This is a genomic window from Burkholderia sp. JPY481, assembly GCF_038900515.1.
In the GTDB taxonomy this organism is placed as follows: Bacteria; Pseudomonadota; Gammaproteobacteria; order Burkholderiales; family Burkholderiaceae; genus Paraburkholderia; species Paraburkholderia youngii.
In genome coordinates, this window is the sequence record NZ_JAYMRT010000002.1 from 13,699 (window position 1) to 30,885 (window position 17,187).

General features: G+C 63.9%; 13 protein-coding genes. 5 read left to right on the forward strand and 8 right to left on the reverse strand.

The genetic code is table 11. The features are described from left to right. Positions 1–203: 203 nt before the first annotated feature. From VSR82_RS05415 to xylA, 6 genes are all read right to left on the reverse strand, one after another. The gene (locus VSR82_RS05415) at positions 204–665 is read right to left on the reverse strand and encodes a (2Fe-2S)-binding protein (protein WP_410848838.1); all 462 of its coding nucleotides are present in this window, start codon (positions 663–665) and stop codon (positions 204–206) included. Between the two features lie 55 nt (positions 666–720). Beyond that, positions 721–2,991 (reverse strand): xanthine dehydrogenase family protein molybdopterin-binding subunit, encoded by a 2,271-nt coding sequence (locus VSR82_RS05420; protein WP_429456537.1) that lies wholly within the window; start codon positions 2,989–2,991, stop codon positions 721–723. A gap of 281 nt (positions 2,992–3,272) precedes the next feature. After that, positions 3,273–4,472 (reverse strand): sugar ABC transporter permease, encoded by a 1,200-nt coding sequence (locus VSR82_RS05425; protein WP_368584085.1) that lies wholly within the window; start codon positions 4,470–4,472, stop codon positions 3,273–3,275. Then, on the reverse strand, positions 4,469–6,028 hold the full coding sequence (xylG, locus tag VSR82_RS05430; protein WP_368584086.1) for a D-xylose ABC transporter ATP-binding protein: 1,560 nt from the start codon (positions 6,026–6,028) through the stop codon (positions 4,469–4,471). Before xylG ends, VSR82_RS05425 begins: the two co-directional genes overlap by 4 nt. Before the next feature lie 95 nt (positions 6,029–6,123). Continuing rightward, on the reverse strand, positions 6,124–7,152 hold the full coding sequence (gene xylF, locus VSR82_RS05435; RefSeq protein WP_013093030.1) for a D-xylose ABC transporter substrate-binding protein: 1,029 nt from the start codon (positions 7,150–7,152) through the stop codon (positions 6,124–6,126). A 129-nt stretch (positions 7,153–7,281) separates the two neighbouring features. Next, complete coding sequence (gene xylA, locus VSR82_RS05440) at positions 7,282–8,604, reverse strand: xylose isomerase (protein ID WP_498857515.1); 1,323 nt, start codon at positions 8,602–8,604, stop codon at positions 7,282–7,284. Between the two features lie 322 nt (positions 8,605–8,926). On the opposite strand from xylA, the gene VSR82_RS05445 reads away from it, so the two are divergent. The 3 genes from VSR82_RS05445 (at position 8,927) to VSR82_RS05455 (ending at position 11,778) form a co-directional block, all read left to right on the forward strand. Next, the gene (locus tag VSR82_RS05445; RefSeq protein ID WP_018433875.1) at positions 8,927–10,147 is read left to right on the forward strand and encodes a XylR family transcriptional regulator; all 1,221 of its coding nucleotides are present in this window, start codon (positions 8,927–8,929) and stop codon (positions 10,145–10,147) included. A gap of 34 nt (positions 10,148–10,181) precedes the next feature. Continuing rightward, the gene (locus VSR82_RS05450) at positions 10,182–11,276 is read left to right on the forward strand and encodes an aldose epimerase family protein (RefSeq protein ID WP_410848834.1); all 1,095 of its coding nucleotides are present in this window, start codon (positions 10,182–10,184) and stop codon (positions 11,274–11,276) included. Positions 11,277–11,466: 190 nt separating this feature from the next. Then, positions 11,467–11,778, forward strand: coding sequence for a DUF4148 domain-containing protein (locus VSR82_RS05455; protein WP_498857516.1), 312 nt, complete (start codon positions 11,467–11,469; stop codon positions 11,776–11,778). A gap of 187 nt (positions 11,779–11,965) precedes the next feature. Here the strand turns inward: VSR82_RS05455 and VSR82_RS05460 are convergent, their stop codons facing one another. After that, entirely contained in the window at positions 11,966–12,277 is a 312-nt protein-coding gene (locus VSR82_RS05460; RefSeq protein ID WP_429456531.1) for a hypothetical protein, read from the reverse strand. A 232-nt stretch (positions 12,278–12,509) separates the two neighbouring features. Between VSR82_RS05460 and VSR82_RS05465 the strand changes: the two genes are divergently transcribed. Then, positions 12,510–13,331 carry an isocitrate lyase/PEP mutase family protein gene (locus VSR82_RS05465; protein ID WP_429456529.1) on the forward strand — a complete coding sequence of 274 codons (822 nt, stop codon included), beginning with the start codon at positions 12,510–12,512 and terminating at the stop codon, positions 13,329–13,331. A 183-nt stretch (positions 13,332–13,514) separates the two neighbouring features. Next, on the forward strand, positions 13,515–14,150 hold the full coding sequence (locus VSR82_RS05470) for a helix-turn-helix domain-containing protein (protein ID WP_429456527.1): 636 nt from the start codon (positions 13,515–13,517) through the stop codon (positions 14,148–14,150). A 25-nt stretch (positions 14,151–14,175) separates the two neighbouring features. Here the strand turns inward: VSR82_RS05470 and VSR82_RS05475 are convergent, their stop codons facing one another. Then, positions 14,176–17,166: an FAD-binding and (Fe-S)-binding domain-containing protein gene (locus VSR82_RS05475; RefSeq protein WP_429456525.1), complete on the reverse strand. Its 2,991-nt coding sequence runs from the start codon at positions 17,164–17,166 to the stop codon at positions 14,176–14,178. Between the last annotated feature and the right edge of the window lie 21 nt (positions 17,167–17,187).

Here is a 17,187-nt window from a genome sequence, read left to right on the forward strand (position 1 = left end):
ACGATTTATTTTTGACAAGCTTTCTTTTTGCTTTCTCTTTCGGTTAAATACGTGACACCACTTCAACTACGGGGTCTCGTATGTCGCCATTCATGCAGGGTGTAGTCACGTTGGGCGGATGCATCGGTGTCTTCACCGCGGTGGTTACGGTGGTCGAAATGTTCGCGCGTTGAGTTGGCCGGGCGGCGGTCCGGAAGAGCGGCTCAGCTCTTGCGCGCCTTCGCCGCCGCCTGATGTATCGCCGCCCGCACCCGCGGATACGTTCCGCAACGGCACACCACCGGCGTCATCGCCTCGTCGATGTCGGCATCGGTCGGATCGGGTTTGTGCTTCAGCAACGCGCAAGCCGCCATCAATTGCGCGCTTTGGCAATAACCGCACTGCACCACATCGAGTTCGAGCCACGCGGCCTTCAGCGCCTGCGCCTCGGGCCCCTGCAAACCCTCGATCGTCGTGATCTTCTGCGTATGCAGGCTCGACATCGGCGTCTGGCAAGCGAGGCACGCGGCATCATCGAGATTGACCGTGCACGCGCCGCAGATGCCGACGCCGCAGCCGAACTTGGTGCCGGTCATGCCGAGATCGCAACGCAGTACCCATAGCAGCGGCATGTCCGGGTCGGCATTGACCAGCACCCTGCGTCCGTTGATGTTCAGTACCGCCATGCCTGCCTCCTGAGTCGCCACGCTGCATCGCAAGCTGTTGCCTGTCCGCCGTCCGTCATGCAAGCCGCAACGGCAGCGTCCGCAAACGCTGCCCCGTCAGCGCGAACACCGCATTGCCCACCGCCGGCGCGATCGGCGGCACGCCCGGTTCGCCGGCACCTTGCGGATGCAGCTGACTCGCCATGATGTCGACTTCGATCGCCGGGCACACATTCATTCGCACGACCGGAAACTCCACGAAGTTCTTCTGCTGCACCTGGCCGTTGACGATCGTGATCTCGTTCTGCAACGCGCTCGACAGCCCAAACACGATGCCGCCTTCCATCTGCTGACGGATCAGGTTCGGGTTCACCGGTAAACCGCAATCGATCACGCACACCACGCGATGCACGCGAATCTGCCGGTTCGCCCCGACCGACACCTCCGCGACCTGCGCGACGACGCTGCCGAATGCCTCGTGCAACGCGACGCCACGCGCGCAGCGCGCGCCATCGGCGGCAGGTTTGAGCGGACCTCCCCAGTCGGACAACTTCTCGACACGCTTCAGAACCGCCAGATGACGCGGATGCTCGGCGAGCAGCATCGCGCGAAACGCGATCGGGTCCTGGCCGGCCGCGACGGCGGCTTCGTCGGTGAAGCTTTCGGTGAAGAAGGCCTGATGCGAGTGGCCGACCGAGCGCCAGAAGCCGATCGGCACCGGCAATTCGACGATCTTGTGCGACACGCGCGCGGCCGGCCACTCGTACGGTTGATCGAACGCGCCTTCGCAGGTGGTCTTGTCGATCGGAATGTGCGGCACGCCGTAGTAGCGCGCGAGCGCATCCGGCACGATCGCCTGGCCCGCCGACTTCGCGTGCCACGCGACCAGCTTGCCGTGCTCGTCGAAGCCGGCCTGCAGCCGTGCCGCGCACGCGGGCCGGTAGAAGTCGTGCGTGAAATCCTGCTGGCGCGACCAGATGGTTTGCACCGGACGGCCATCGGCCTCGCGCGCGATCGCGGCGGCCTGCGCGACGAAATCGAGTTCGAGGCGCCGGCCGAACGCGCCGCCCAACAACTGCGTCTGCACATCGACGAGATCGACGTCGAGGTCGAGCACTTTCGCCGCATGGTGCCGCGCGAGCCGCGGCATTTGTGTCGACACCCAGACGGTCGCCGCGCCGTCGGCGACCTGCACGGTGCAGTTCAGCGGCTCGACCGCGCCATGCGCGAGGTAGGGCGCGTGATAGACCGCTTCGATCTTGCGCGCCGCGCGACTCATCGCGTTGTCGACGTTGCCGATGTCGTAATACACGTGGCCGTCCGTATGGTCGAGCGCGTCGACGAGGTGGCGATCCACCTCCGTGCTCGACAGCTTCGCGGCCTCGCCGTGATGCCAGGTCACGTTGATCGCCTCGACCGCGTTCATAGCGTGAAACGCGTTGTCCGCGATCACGGCGACGCCGCCGGTGCCGCCCGCATACGGCCGCACGGCGAGCGCCTTGATGAAGCCCGGCATCTTTTGCGCGGGCGTCGCATCGAAATGCGCGACCGTACCGCCGAGCGTCGGGCACATCACGACGCTCGCATAAACCAACCCGTTCGGCAGCACGTCGATGCCGAAGCGCGCCGCGCCGTCGATTTTCGACGCGGCTTCGATGCGCCGCACGGGCTGGCCGATCAGCTTGAAGTCGGCGGGCTGCTTCAGGACGACGCTGCGCGGCAGCGGCTGGCCCGCGGCCACCGACGACAATTCGCCGAACGTCGCCTTATGCCCCCACGAATGAAGCACGTAGCCCTTTTCCGCGCGACATTCGTGGACCGGCACGTTCCAGCGGTCGGCCGCCGCCCCGATCAGCATCGCGCGCGCCGACGCGCCGGCCTCGCGCATCGGCGTCCAGAGATCGTTCATGCTCGACGAGCCGCCCGTCATCATCGTGCCGATCTCGCGCACCGCCTTGCTCGTAATCCATACGGTGCCGCGCCGGACATAGCTGTCGTCGTCCGGGCGAAACGGCAGATCGTCGACGATGCTCTGCACCGCGTTGTAGATCCGGTCGATCGGCGCCTCTTCGACGTGCACCTGCGACCAGTCGGCGTCGAGTTCCTCGGCGAGCAGCATCGCGAGCCCCGTATGGATGCCCTGCCCCATCTCGGCCTTCGGCACGATGATCGTCACGCGGTTGTCGGTGTCGATCTTGACCCAGCCGTTCAGCGCGACCTGAGTGCCTTGCGTCGGCAGCGGCGTCGACGTCATCAGGCGCTGGCGCGGCGGCAGCACGCCCCAGCCGACCAGCAGCCCGCCCAACGCACTGGCGCCGCCAAGCAGAAAGGTTCTGCGCGTCAACATGGCATGGCTGGCTCGATGGTAGGAAAACGGCGACAGCGCCGATGCACCCGTCTTTGACTGCGAATAGTAATAAGACGAATCGGCGTGCGTGATACTTAAATCCTCGCGTGAACCTGGAGCGGCCGTGCGGCGTGGAAAGGCGGGGACGGAAAGCGGCGGGGGAAAGTCGTGGGGTGTTTCATTAACTGCTATCGCGCGGGCCGCGGTGTGCGAGCGAGATTAAAACCGCTGGCACACCGCGAACCTTGCGCCTGATTCGATCAGGCGATCTTAAGACCGGATCAACGGCGGTTCGAACCCGACACCACGTCGATCCACACGGCCAGCACGAGGATGCCGCCCTTCACGATCATTTGCCAGTACGCGTCGACGTCGAGCATCGACATGCCGTTGTCGAGGCTCGCCATCACGAGCGCGCCGATCAGCGCGCCGTACACGGTGCCGGAACCGCCGCGCATCGACGTGCCGCCGATGAAGCACGCGGCGATCGCATCGAGCTCGCCCATCGAGCCGGCCGACGGCGAACCGGCGGCGAGCCGCGCCGTGTTGACGATGCCGGCGAACGCGCACATCAGCCCCATCAGCGCGAAAATCGCAAGCTTCACGCGGTCGGTGTTGACACCCGACAGGCGCGTCGCTTCGAGGTTCGAGCCGACCGCGTAAATGCGGCGTCCGAACACGGTCTGCGTCGCGATCCACGTGAAGATGCCGAGCAGCGCGAGCAGCAGCAACACCGGCACCGGAATGCCGCCGTAGTTGTCGAGCATCGCGACGAAGCCGGCGAGAATCGCGCCCGCGCCGACCACCTTCGCGACGTCTTGCCAGAACGGCACGACGCGCAGTTGATAACGCTGCCGGTTGGCGCGCTGGCGGATCGTCAGGAAGGCCAGCAGCACGAACAGCACGACGGCGAGCGTGTCCCCGGCAATGCGCGGCAGATAGCCCTGGCCGACGAACACGAAGCTGTCCGACACCGGCGCGATCGTCGAGCCGCCGGTAATGCCGAGCAGAATGCCGCGATACGCGAGCATGCCGCCGAGCCCGACGATAAACGACGGCACGCGCCGATACGTCGACCACCAGCCGTTGAACAAGCCGACCACGATGCCGAGCAGCAGCACGACCGGAATCGTCACGCCGATCGGCCAGTGCCGGTTCACGTCGAGAATCGCAGCGACGCCGCCGAGCAAACCGAGCAGCGAACCGACCGACAGATCGATCTCACCGGCGATGATCACGAACACCATGCCGCACGCCAGCATGCCGGTAATCGACATCTGCCGCAGCAGATTCGACAGATTGCGCGGCGTGACGAACGCGCCGTGGGTGAGCGCCGAAAAGAAAATCCAAATCACGGCGACGGCGATCAGCAGCGCGAGAATCTTGTAGCGCGCGAACAGTTGCTGCAGCCGTTGCGTGCCGCCGAATGCGCCTCGCGGCGCGGCGTTGTCGGTGCGTTGGGAAGTTACGTCGGGAGTCATGCGGCACTCGCTGCGGTTGGGTTCGTAGATAGATGCACGGGGCGGATCGCGGCGCCGAGAATGTCTTCCTGCGTGAGACCGTCGTTGACGAAGTCGCCGCGCAACTCGCCCTCGCCGATCACCAGCACACGGTCGCTGATGCCGAGCACTTCCGGCAATTCGGACGACACCATCACGATCGACATGCCGCGCTGCGCCAGCTGGAAGATCAGCTTGTAGATCTCGTACTTGGCGCCGACGTCGACGCCGCGTGTCGGTTCGTCGAGGATCAGCACGGTCGGGTTGGTCAGCAGCATGCGCGTGAGCACGGCCTTCTGCTGATTGCCGCCCGACAGACTTGCAATCGATAGCATCGGATTCGCGGCGCGCACGGAAAGCCGCTTCATTTCCGTATGAATCGTGTCGAGTTCGGCCGCGGAATCGATGCGTCCGCCCGACGCGAAGCGCTGCAATACCGCAAGCGTGATGTTATGGCCGACGCTCATGCCCGGCACGATGCCGTGGCGTTTGCGGTCCTCCGGCACCATCGCGATGCCGGCGCGAATCGCGTCGATCGGCGCGCGGATTTTCAGCGGCTTGCCGTCGAGCACGACGTGCGCCTCGCTGATCCCCGCATACGCGCCGAAGATTGCCTGCATCAGCTCGGTGCGGCCCGCGCCGACGAGCCCGGCGACGCCGAGAATCTCACCGCGTCGCAACGAGAACGACACGTCGTCCACGCGCTTGCGGCGCGGATTCGTCACGTCGAAACACGTAACGTTGCGGGCTTCGAAGATCACGTCGCCAATCGGATGCGGCTCGCGCGGAAACAGGTTCTTGATCTCGCGGCCGACCATCAGCGAGATGATCCGCTCGGTCGTCAGCGAACGCATCGGCTCGGTGGCGACATGGCGGCCGTCGCGAATCACGCTGATCGTGTCGCAGACTGCCGCGACTTCGTCGAGCTTGTGCGAGATGTACACGCAGGCAATGCCGCGCCGTTTCAGATCGCGCACGATGTCGAGCAGAATCGCGATTTCCGAGGCGGTCAGCGACGACGACGGTTCGTCGAGAATCAGCAGCTTCGCGCGCTTGTTCAGCGCCTTCGCGATTTCGATCAGCTGCTGATGGCCGCCGCCGTAGTTCATCACGGGCTGCGCGGCGTTGATGCCGCTGATGCCAAGTTCGCGCAGCAGTTCGTCCGCGCGCTGATACATCGCCGCGTAATTCATGCGGCCGCCCGGCAGCGTGATTTCGTTGCCGAGAAAGATGTTTTCCGCGACCGACAGCTCCGGCACGAGCATCAGTTCCTGGTGGATGATGATGATGCCCGCGCGTTCGGTGTCGCGTACGCTCGCGGCCTTCAGCGTTTCGCCTTCCCAGGTGATTTCGCCATCCCAGGTTCCGTGCGGATACACGCCGGATAGCACCTTCATCAGCGTCGATTTGCCCGCGCCGTTTTCACCGCACAGGCCCACGCATTCGCCCGGCGATACGGTCAGATCGATGCCGTCGAGCGCCTTTACGCCGGAAAAAGCTTTGACGATGCCGCGCATCGTCAGAAGAGGTTGCGTCATTCGCTATGCCTCGCTGCAAGTTGGGCCGATGTTCGAGCACGCTCCCGGGCGCGACGGCCCGGGAGCGTGGCGTTCACATCAAACCCGTCTCAGTGTTATTTGCTCGCGAGTTGCTGTTGCGTGTAGAAGCCGTCCTTTACGACGGTGTCGAGGTTCGCCTTCGTCAGCTTGGTCGGCTGCAGCAGCACCGTATCGACCTTCTTCTTGCCGTTGTCGTACTGCGCGTTGAACCCCGGCTTGTCACCCTTCGCCAGCGCGACCGACAGCTTGGCCGCTTCGCCCGCGATCAGCTTCAGCGGCTTGTAGACCGTCATCGTCTGCGTGCCGGCCGCCACGCGTTTCACCGCTGCGAGGTCGGCATCCTGGCCCGAGATGGGTACCTTGCCCGCGAGGCCTTGCGCCGCGAGTGCCTGGATCGCGCCGCCGGCGGTGCCGTCGTTCGAAGCGACGACTGCGTCGATCTTGTTGTTGTTCGCGGTCAGCGCGTCTTCCATGATGCGCAGCGCGGTCGATGCGCTCCACTCCGGCACCCACTGCTGGCCGACGACCTTGATGTCGCCCTTGTCGATTGCCGGTTGCAGCACCTTCAGCTGGCCCTGGCGCAGCATCTTCGCGTTGTTGTCGGTCGGTGCGCCGCCGAGCAGGAAGTAGTTGCCCTTCGGCCGCACGTCGTAGACGCCCTGCGCCTGCATTTCGCCGACTTTCTCGTTGTCGAACGAGATGTATGCGTCGATATCGGCGTCGAGGATCAGGCGGTCATACGACACGACCTTGATGCCCGCTTTGCGTGCTTCGGCCACCACGTTGCCGAGCGTCTTCGAATTGAACGGCACGATCACGATTACGTCGACGCCGCGCGAGATCAGGTTTTCGATCTGCGAGATCTGACGCTCTTCGCTCGCATCGGCCGACTGCACCGACACCTTCGCGCCGAGCTTTTCCGCTGCGGCGACGAAATAGTCGCGATCGCGCGACCAGCGCTCGACACGCAGATCGTCGATGCAGAAGCCGATTTCCGGATGATCCTTGCTGGCATGCGCGAGCGGCGCGGCGAGCGAAAGGCTGGCGAGTACCGCGCCGCACAGCAGCGAGCTCAGTACGTTACGACGCATTGCGAACTTCATTTTTGTCTCCTTCGTTAGTGATCGCCGGAATACCGGACGTATCGGTCTGCGCTGCGAGCCGCAGACTCGGACAAGCGACAACCCACAGCTTGCTGGTGCGCGCGGTCCGCGTGGCCGCGCGATCTTTATTCAACGTCCGCTATAAATCGCCTGATTTACGATGTTTTCCATCTGTTCCTGCTGCCCGCTCACATGCCGCGGATTCAGATCGCACGCCAGCGTGTCGGCCGCGAGCGTTGCCAGCGAATACTCGCCGGACAGGATCTTGCGGCCGAACTCGCCATCCCAGCCCGCGTAGCGTTGCCGCTTGAACTGCTCGAGTCGCTCGTTTTCGACCAGCACCGCCGCGCGTTCGAGACCGAGCGCGAGGTTATCGATCGCGCCGATGTGGCCATAAAACAGGTCTTCAGGATCGACACTCTGGCGCCGCACTTTCGCATCGAAGTTCATGCCGCCGGTCGTGAAGCCGCCGTGGCGCAGAATCTCGTAGAAGGCCAGCGTCAATTCCTCGACGCTGTTCGGGAATTGATCTGTATCCCAGCCATTTTGCGGATCGCCGCGATTCGCATCGACGCTGCCGAAGATGCCGAGCGCAAACGCGGTCGCAATCTCGTGATGGAACGAGTGGCCCGCGAGCGTCGCGTGATTGGCCTCGATGTTGACGCGGATCTCCTTGTCGAGACCGTGCTGCAACAGGAAGCCGTGCACGGTCGCGACGTCGTAGTCGTATTGGTGCTTGGTCGGCTCCTGCGGCTTCGGCTCGATCAGCAGCGTGCCCTTGAAACCGATCTGGTGCTTATGCTCGACCACCATGTGCAGGAAGCGCGCGAACTGCTCACGCTCGCGCACGAGGTCGGTGTTCAGCAGCGTGTCGTAGCCTTCCCGTCCGCCCCACAGCACGTAGTTCTCGCCGCCGAGGCGCAGCGTCGCGTCGAGCGCATGACGCACCTGGGTCGCCGCGAAGGCGAACACCTCCGGATTCGGGTTGGTCGCGGCGCCGGCCGCGTAACGCGGATGCGAAAACAGATTCGCGGTGCCCCACAGCAATTTGATACCGGTATCCTGCTGCTTGCGCGCGATGTAGTCGGATACGCGCAGGAAGTTTTCGCTGTATTCCTTGACGCTCGCGCCTTCGGGCGCGACGTCGGTATCGTGGAACGTGTAGTACGGCGTGCCGAGCTTCGAGAAGAATTCGAACGCGGCGTCGGCTTTCTGAAGCGCCCGCTCCATTGCGTCGCCGGGTTGCTGCCACGGCCGCCGGAACGTGCCCTGACCGAAGATATCGACGCCGGGCCATACGAACGTATGCCAATAGCACACGGCGATACGCAGATGCTCCTCGAGCGTTTTGCCGAGTACCTTCCTGGTTTTGTCGTAGTGACGGTACGCGAGCGGGTTGTCCGATTGCGGGCCTTCGTATCGAATCTCGGGAATGTGTTCGAAGTAGGACATCGGCGTCTCCGGTCGGCCCGAGTTGCCGCAAGGCGACTACTCGGGTCCCATGAAAGGTTTTCTTTGCATTCTTCACTGCGACCCGCGCGACTTGGCCGTGCAGGCCGACGAGGTGACGCAATGCTGCCGCTTGGACGATGTGCCGGCAATTGCGAAATTTCGCAGCGCGCTTGATGTTTCTTACCGCCCGCGCGTTTGTTTACTGCCGGCGCGCGATTCGACGCCTAGAATAGCCAGACGCTTAAAAACGGGATTGCCCCCAGGCACCCGACACAATGGAGACAAAGGCGCGTGGTCCATCGTCCGCACGCCGCACACCGCCATGACCCGTCCACAAGCACCTCAGACAACCCATCGGATCGCGCTGCTGTTCAACGCGAACAAGGTCTACGATCGCGAGATCATCACCGGCATCGGCAACTACCTGCTGTCGACGCGCGTCGCGTGGGATCTCTTCCTGGAAGAGGACTTCCGCTGCCGGCTCGCCGGTATCCAGCGCTTCGACGGCGACGGCATCATCGCGGACTTCGACGATCCCGCCGTTGGCGAAGCCCTGCGCGACTGTCCGCTGCCGGTGGTCGCGGTCGGTTCGTCATATGAAGATCCGACGCAGTACCCCTCGGATTTACCCTATATCGCGACCGACAACAGCAAGCTCGTGTCGCTCGCGTACACGCATCTGATCGGCGCGGGCCTCGAAAACTTCGCGCTGTACAGCCTGCCGCAGGCGCAGGAAAACCGTTGGGCGCAACAGCGCGAACTCGCCTTCGCGCATCTGCGCAGCGCGGACGGACGCAGCGCGGCGCAGATCGATAGCGAGATCTATCGCGGTCTGTCGACGAGCGCGCCCTCCTGGAATCAGGCCATCGAACAACTGACCACATGGCTGCGGCAACTGCCGAAGCCGGTCGGCATCATCGCGGTGACCGACGCGCGTGCACGGCATTTGCTCCAGGCATGTCTGATCGCGGGCATTCCGGTGCCCGAGGAAGTCGCGATCATCGGCATCGACAACGATCCGCTCACGCGCACGCTGACGCGCATTCCGCTGTCGTCGGTGATACAGGGGACCGAGGAAATGGGCCGTACCGCCGCGCACATCCTGCATCAGATGCTGCACGGGGCGCGCTTTCCGGGGCGCCGCATTCTGGTGCCGCCGGTCGGCATCAACGTGCTCGAATCGACGCGGCATCAGCCGCTCGCGAGTCCGTACGTGATGCGCGCGCGCCATTTCATTCGCCAGTACGCGTGCCAAGGCATCCGCACCGAGCAGGTGGCCGACTATGTGGGCGTGTCGCGTTCGTCGCTCGAAGAGTATTTCCGGCGCGAGCGGCAATGCACCGTGCATCAGGAGATCCTGCGCCACAAGCTCGACGTCGCGAAGTCGCTGCTCGCGAAACGCGATGCGTCGAGCGCGGAGGTCGCGATTCGTTGCGGCTTCACGTCGCTGCAATACATGTACGCGGTTTTTCGCCGCGAACTCGGCTGCACGCCGCGCGAATACCAGGAGCGCGTAGGCCCGAAGACGAAAACCACTGGCTGAGCATGCTTTTCTATTTTTTCTTCGCACCGACCACATGATCAGCATCGCACAACTCTCTTCCGAACCATGGGGCACGCTGCAGGGCGGCGATCGAGTCCGGCTCTATACGCTGCGTAATGCACATGGCATGAAAGTCGCCATCAGCGACCTCGGCGCGACGCTGGTTTCGTGGCACGCGCCGGATCGCGCCGGACGTCTCGGCGATATTCTGCTCGGCCACGACACGCCCGCCGAGTACGTGGCGGCCTCGACTTACATGGGCGGACTGATCGGCCGCTGGGCGAACCGGATTGCGGGCGCGCGCTTTGCGCTCGACGGCATCGAGTACACGCTGGATCGCAACGAAGGCCCGAACCTGCTGCATGGCGGCACGGTCGGTTTTCATCGCGCGTTGTGGGACGTGGCCGAGGACGACGGCGCGCTGCTGATGCGCCTGGAGTCACCCGAAGGCGACGCCGGTTTTCCGGGCAACGTGACGGTGCAGGTGCGCTATTCGCTCGACGACGACGGCACACTGACGATCGGCTACGAAGCGATCACCGACGCGCCGACGCCACTCAATCTGACCAGCCATCCGTACTTCAACCTGACCGGGCGCGCGGGCACCGACATTCGCGGCCACGTGCTGTCGATCGACGCCGAGCGCTTTTTCGAAGTCGACGCGACGATGATTCCGTGCAAGCTCGCCGACGTCGCGGGCAACGCATTCGACTTCCGGCAGAGCGCGCCGATTGGCGGCCGGCTCGACTGGCCGCACTCGCAACTCGCGCGCGCTGGCGGCTTCGATCATTGCTACGTGCTGCGCGAGGCGCCGACAGACGCGATAAACGGCGACCACGGCCACGCGCCGCCGCTGCGCGAAGTAGCCTGCGCATACGATCCCGGCAGCGGACGCGAACTGACCGTCGCGACCGATCAGCGGGGCTTGCAGTTTTACACGGGCAACGCGTTGAACGGCAACCCGGGACGCGGCGGCGTTCGCTATCAACGGCACGCCGGCTTGTGCCTCGAGGCGGGCGGTTTTCCGAACGAGGTCAATATGAGCGGCCTGGACGAAGTGATCGTGCGACCCGGCGATACTTACCGGCAAATCACGACTTATCGCGTCGATGTGCGCGAAGGTGTGTGACCAGATTCACGGGCGCTTTTCCAGTGTTTTACGAACACCGCGACGGCGAGATTACAGCTCGCCGACTAGCCGTTCTCTGCAATACTGAATTAGTCGACTAGTGGTTTTCCCGAAGTACGCACCCTTCTAGACTGTTTTTATGGCGCCGGCATCCTGCGGCGCCCGATAGACAACTACGGAGGGAAACATCATGAAATCGCTTATCCAGGCAGTTGTACTTACGGCCGTGATCGCTGCTGCGCCGGTCGCGTCGTTGGCACAATCGGAACAGCCGATCACGCGAGCCGAAGTCAAAGCGGAACTGCAGCAACTCGAACAGAATGGCTATAACCCGGCCATCTCGCTCGATGCGCAGTATCCCGCGGACATTCAGGCGGCCGAGGCACGCGTCGCCGCGATGAACGGGAAGGGACAAGCCGATACCTCGGGTTACGGGTCGCCGATGGGCGGATCGTCGCAATCAGGCCATCATCCGATGGTAGTTAATCCGGACGGTCAATAACGAGTCGCGAACGTGTTGCGAATATCCGCAGCGAGGAAAGACTCGTGAGTTAGCGGCTTTCCAGTCTTTGCGGTTTTCGCCGTTTCTGACCGATATGAAGCGAGCGCATGTTTTCAACGCATGCGCTCGCTTTTCTACTTATGTGCGGCGCTAACAACGTACCGCTAGTTCCGACGCCGCCGCGGATTCAGCCTGACCGTGCTTGCGGGCATTTCGTCTGATACCAGATGTTCACCTGACGCTGCGCGCGTTCGAGACTCGCCGGATAGTCGGGATCAAAGCGTCGTTCAGGGTGGTAGCCTGCCTGCTGCAGAGCTGTCAGTTCGCTCATGCTCCGCTGATGCGTGGCCGGCGCCTTGTTCCTGAGGTCGGTCAGGTCCTGGCATTGCGTCGCACTCAGATGGGTTTGCGCGCCGCCGTTCCCGCCGCCCGCGGCGCAGCCAACGAGTGTGAGGAACAACAGGGCAGGGATCGACCGCATCTGCGTGGCGATGTTCATGTCGCGCCTCCTTGATGAAAGTGTCCTTCGCATTTCTGAGCCGGCTTGTTCGCCTGTCAGCATTTTGAATTATTCGCACCACCTGTGAAAGTCGCCGCCAATTTCATCAGCCGCGCTTTCGATACGGACATAGACTTTCCCCTGGTGAATGCCGATTTGCCCACGCATCAGTTGAACCGACGTTTTCCCCTCAACGAGGGAGCCGCGCTCCCTCACCCCAAGGAGACCCGCGATGCCCCGCACCGCCGCTGAAAAACGCGCCGCTTTCCGCGCGCTGCACTCGTCTGGCTGTTTCGTGCTGCCCAATCCGTGGGACGCGGGCAGCGCCCGTTATCTGCATACGCTCGGCTTCAAGGCGCTCGCCACTACCAGTTCTGGTTTTGCGTGGTCGACCGGACACGCGGACAACACCTTGCCGCGCGAAACGATCCTCGCCCACCTGCGGGCGATCGTCGATGCGACCGATCTGCCGGTCAACGCCGACTTCGAAAACGGCTTCGGCCGCGATCCGGACGAAGTCGCCGAGAGCGTGGCGCTCGCGGTGGCAACGGGCGTCGCGGGTCTGTCGATCGAGGACTCGACCGGCAACCCCGCCGCGCCGCTGTTTCCGGTCGACGTCGCGGTGCAACGGCTCAGCGCGGCGCGCCGTGCGATCGATCAGAACGGCGGCGATACGCTGCTGGTGGGCCGCGCGGAAAACTTCGTCGCCGGCAAGCCCGATCTCGACGATGCGATCGCGCGGCTGAAGGCCTATGCGGCGGCGGGCGCCGACTGCCTGTATGCGCCCGGCATCCAGACGCCCGAGCAGATCGAAGCAGTGGTCGCGGCCGTCGCGCCGAAGCCGGTCAATCTGCTGATCGGCTCGACATCGACGCTGACGTTGCAGGACGTGGCCGCCCTCGGCGTGCGGCGGATCAGCGTCGGCGGCGGCCTCGCTCGCGCGGCGTGGGGTGGCTTCATGCAGGCCGCTCAGGCGCTGGCCGATGGCCGCTTCGACTTCACCGGCGCGGTGGCGGGCAAGCAGCTCAACGAGCTTTTCAATCGCAATGCGTGAAAGACGGCGTGCGCACAGGTGTTCGCGCGCCGCGTCGACGTGATTGGGAAAGCGGCGGCGTTTCCGATGAGAAAAGCGCGCGAGCGCCTGAATCGGCGTCCAAAGGCACTGTTCACGCCAAATGTTATGATCGGAAACATTGCTCGCTCCGATCTAGCGCATACCCGACCCGCAGCAAACCTCATGGACACCCATCTCACCAAATCCGCCGACACCGCGTCCACCGATCTCGGCCGGCGCGTGCGCGCCGCCCGTCAGGCGCAGGATCTGACGCTCGAAACCGCGAGCCGTCTGTGCGGCGTCTCCCGCTCGACACTGTCGAAAATCGAAAACGGCCTGATGTCCCCCACTTTCGACGTGCTGCAGAAAATCGTGCTGGGCCTGAAGATCGAAATCGGCGAACTGTTCGGCTCGACGCCGAAAGTCAGCGCGAGCGGCCGGCGCGCGCTGACGCGCAAAAACGAAGGCCAGCGCCACGCGTATCGCGGCTATCAGATGGAGTTGCTCGCTACCGATCTCGCGCACAAGGCGATGCTGCCGTTTCGCATCCGCATCTCGGCGCACACGCTCGACGCTTTCGACGACTGGGGCCGCCACGAAGGCGAGGAGTTTCTCTACGTGATCAGCGGCAGCGTGTGCCTCTATTCGGAGCTGTACGCGCCGACGCATCTGAACGCGGGCGACAGCCTCTACTTCGACAGCCGCACGGGTCACGCGGCGGTGTCGACCGGCGAGGAAGACGCCGAAGTGTTGTGGATGGCGACCAATGCGGACCTTCCGCATACACCGCCTGCCGCGAACGATTCAGCGAAGAAATAGCGCGCCCTGCACGGCGCGCGTGTACTCAGCGCGCCGCCAGCGCGCGTTGCGCGAGTTGCGCGATATGCAATGCGTGTCGCCCCGTACCGTGCTCGATCTGCTCGCGACAACTGAAGCCGTTGGTCAGCACGATCGTTTCCGCGTTGGCCGCCATCGCGTCGCGCACCGCCGGAAATAGCTTGTCCTCGCCGATCTTTTCCGACAACGCGTGATGCTCGACATTGAAGCCGAACGATCCCGCCATCCCGCAGCAACCGGTATCGAGCAGCTTCCATCTGACGCCGAGCTTGTTCAGCAGCGCCGCATCGCCCTGCATGCCGAATAGCGCCTTCTGATGACAATGGCCATGCACGATCACGTTGGCCGCGAGCGTCGGCCACTCGAACGGCTGACGCGCGACGAAATCGGCGAACAGATACGTTTGGGCGGACAGCTTCTTCGCCAACGCATGATCGGGGAGTTGTTTCAGCAACTCGTCCTTGAACACCGATAGACAGCCAGGCTCCAGACCGACCAGCGGCACGCCGGCGGCGATGTCGTCCGCGAGATCGTCGACGATATGCGTAAGCAGTTCGCGCGCGCGTTCGAGCAGACCGAAGTCGTATAGCGGACGCCCGCAGCACAGACGCTTCTTCGGCAGCACCACGTGCCAGCCGAGTTGCGCGAGCACATCAGCTGCGGCCCGCGCGATCTCGGGCGTGAAATGGTCGTTGAACGTGTCGACCCACAGGATCACTTTCTTTGCGTCGCCGCCGCGCGCATCAATCGCGGATGCTTGCGACGATGCGCTCCGTCTATAAGTCGCGGCGGCAAAGCGCGGCAACGCACGGGTCTGCGCCACACCCGCCATCCATTTGCCGAGCGCGGACAAACCGGGCGCCGTCGTCAGAAAATTGGTCACGCGGGAAAAACGCGCGGCCCACGGCGCCCATTCGCCGATCCGCCCCATGAACAGCGCCTGACGCGGCCGCCGATTGTTCTCATAGTAGTGAGAAAGGAACTCCGCCTTGTACGACGCCATGTCCGTATGCGTCGGGCAATCGGATTTGCAGCCCTTGCATGCGAGGCAGGTATCGAGCGCATCTTTCACTTCGCGGCTGTTCCAGCCATCGGCGATCACGTCGCCTTGCAGCATTTCCCAGAACAGATGCGCGCGCCCGCGCGTCGAGTACTTTTCCTCGCGCGTGCCGCGATAGCTCGGACACATCGTGCCGCCTTCGAGCGAGCGGCATTTGCCCATGCCGATGCAGCGTTCGATCGCACGCTGAAAGCCGTCGCCTTCCTGGCTCGCGAACGCGAGCTTCGTATGCAGCGTTACCGGCTTGTACGCGGGACCCGTGCGCAGGTTTTCGTCGGCGCGGTATGCATGCACGACCTTGCCCGGATTCAAACGATTCGCCGGGTCCCAGATCGCCTTGAATTGCTCCATTGCCTGCATCAGTTCAGGGCCGTACATGATCGGCAGAAACTCGGCCTTCGCCTGGCCATCGCCGTGTTCGCCCGACAGCGAGCCGCCGAATTCGACCACCAGTTCCGCCGCTTCGCGCAAGAACCCGCGCCACGTCGCGATACCTTCCGCGCTGCGCAGATCGAACGTGATGCGCGCGTGCACGCAGCCGTCGCCGAAATGGCCGTACAGGCTCGTCTCGTAGCCATAGCGATCGACGAGCGCCTGAAACGCGCGCAGATAATCGCCGAGCCGCAGCGGATCGACCGCGGCGTCTTCCCACCCGACCACCGGATCGGGCTTGTCGCGATCCACCGATAATGCAACCGCCGACGCGCCGGTCTCACGAATCGACCACACCTTCGCCTGCAATGCGCGATCTTCGACGAGCACCGTCGAGATATCCGGACCCGCCGCGCCCGACTGAAAATACGCGGCGGCGTCGCGCGCCTGCTGCAGTACTTCATGCTGCGTATCCGCGCCGAATTCGAGCACGACCCACGCATCGCCTTCGGGCAGCAGTGCGATCTCATCCTTCTTCAGACCGCGCGCCTGCAAGCCGCGAATGATCGCGCGGTCGAGTCCCTCGACTGCGATCGGCCCGCAGCGCATGAAATGCGGCACGGCGTCCGCCGCCGTATAAATGTCGGTAAAGCCGACCACGACGATCACGCGCCTCGCCGGACTCTTCACGAGCCTCACTTTGGCCTGCAACGTGACCGCGCAGGTGCCTTCGCTGCCAACCAGCGCACGCGCGACGTTGAAGCCGTTTTCCGGCAGCAGTTGATCGAGATTGAAGCCCGACACGCGCCGCTTGATCCGCGGGAACTTCGCGCGAATCCGTTCCGCGTAGGTGTCGCGCAGTTGCTTGAGCTCCGCGTAGATTTCGCCTTGACGACCACCCGCCGCGATGATTCGTTCGAGTTCTTCTTCGGAGGTCGGGCCGACCCAGAAACGCGCGCCGTCGAAGGTGGCGATTTCGAGCGCCTCGATGTTCTCGACGGTCTTGCCGGCCATCACCGAATGCGCGCCGCACGAGTTGTTCGCAATCATGCCGCCTAGCGTGCAGCGGCTATGCGTGGCGGGATCGGGCGCGAACGTGAGACCGTGCTGTTCGGCGGCATCGCGCAACGAGTCGCACACGACGCCCGGCTCGACGATCGCGACGCCCGCCAGCGGATCGATCGAGACGACGCGGTTCAGATACTTGCTCGCATCGGCGACGACCGCGACGTTCACGCACTGGCCGTTCTGCGACGTGCCGCCGCCGCGCGCGAGGAACGGCACGTCGTTGCGACGGCATGCGGCGAGTGTCGCGAGCAGATCGTCGAGATCGGCCGGCACCACCACACCGAGCGGGATTTGCCGATAGTTCGACGCATCCGACGCATACAGTGCTTTGGAACCCTGATCGAAGCGCACTTCGCCGCGCACATGCTGGCGCAGGTCGCTTTCGAGCGCGTGCAATACCGCGGCGCTGCCCGCGAAAGGCCTGGCGACATGCGGTTCATTCGAAGCGCCGCGCTCGCCGACCCCGCGCTCTTCATCCAATGACAATGACGTCCCCACTGCGCACCTCGTCTGCGATGC

What these genes read in the sequence shown, in the direction of transcription:
- VSR82_RS05415 (WP_410848838.1), bottom strand. Translation starts at nt 665, where the DNA reads ATGGCGGTACTGAACATCAACGGACGCAGGGTGCTGGTCAATGCCGAC.
- VSR82_RS05420 (WP_429456537.1), bottom strand. Translation starts at nt 2,991, where the DNA reads ATGTTGACGCGCAGAACCTTTCTGCTTGGCGGCGCCAGTGCGTTGGGC.
- VSR82_RS05425 (WP_368584085.1), bottom strand. Translation starts at nt 4,472, where the DNA reads ATGACTCCCGACGTAACTTCCCAACGCACCGACAACGCCGCGCCGCGA.
- xylG (WP_368584086.1), bottom strand. Translation starts at nt 6,028, where the DNA reads ATGACGCAACCTCTTCTGACGATGCGCGGCATCGTCAAAGCTTTTTCC.
- xylF (WP_013093030.1), bottom strand. Translation starts at nt 7,152, where the DNA reads ATGAAGTTCGCAATGCGTCGTAACGTACTGAGCTCGCTGCTGTGCGGC.
- xylA (WP_498857515.1), bottom strand. Translation starts at nt 8,604, where the DNA reads ATGTCCTACTTCGAACACATTCCCGAGATTCGATACGAAGGCCCGCAA.
- VSR82_RS05445 (WP_018433875.1), top strand. Translation starts at nt 8,927, where the DNA reads ATGACCCGTCCACAAGCACCTCAGACAACCCATCGGATCGCGCTGCTG.
- VSR82_RS05450 (WP_410848834.1), top strand. Translation starts at nt 10,182, where the DNA reads ATGATCAGCATCGCACAACTCTCTTCCGAACCATGGGGCACGCTGCAG.
- VSR82_RS05455 (WP_498857516.1), top strand. Translation starts at nt 11,467, where the DNA reads ATGAAATCGCTTATCCAGGCAGTTGTACTTACGGCCGTGATCGCTGCT.
- VSR82_RS05460 (WP_429456531.1), bottom strand. Translation starts at nt 12,277, where the DNA reads ATGAACATCGCCACGCAGATGCGGTCGATCCCTGCCCTGTTGTTCCTC.
- VSR82_RS05465 (WP_429456529.1), top strand. Translation starts at nt 12,510, where the DNA reads ATGCCCCGCACCGCCGCTGAAAAACGCGCCGCTTTCCGCGCGCTGCAC.
- VSR82_RS05470 (WP_429456527.1), top strand. Translation starts at nt 13,515, where the DNA reads ATGGACACCCATCTCACCAAATCCGCCGACACCGCGTCCACCGATCTC.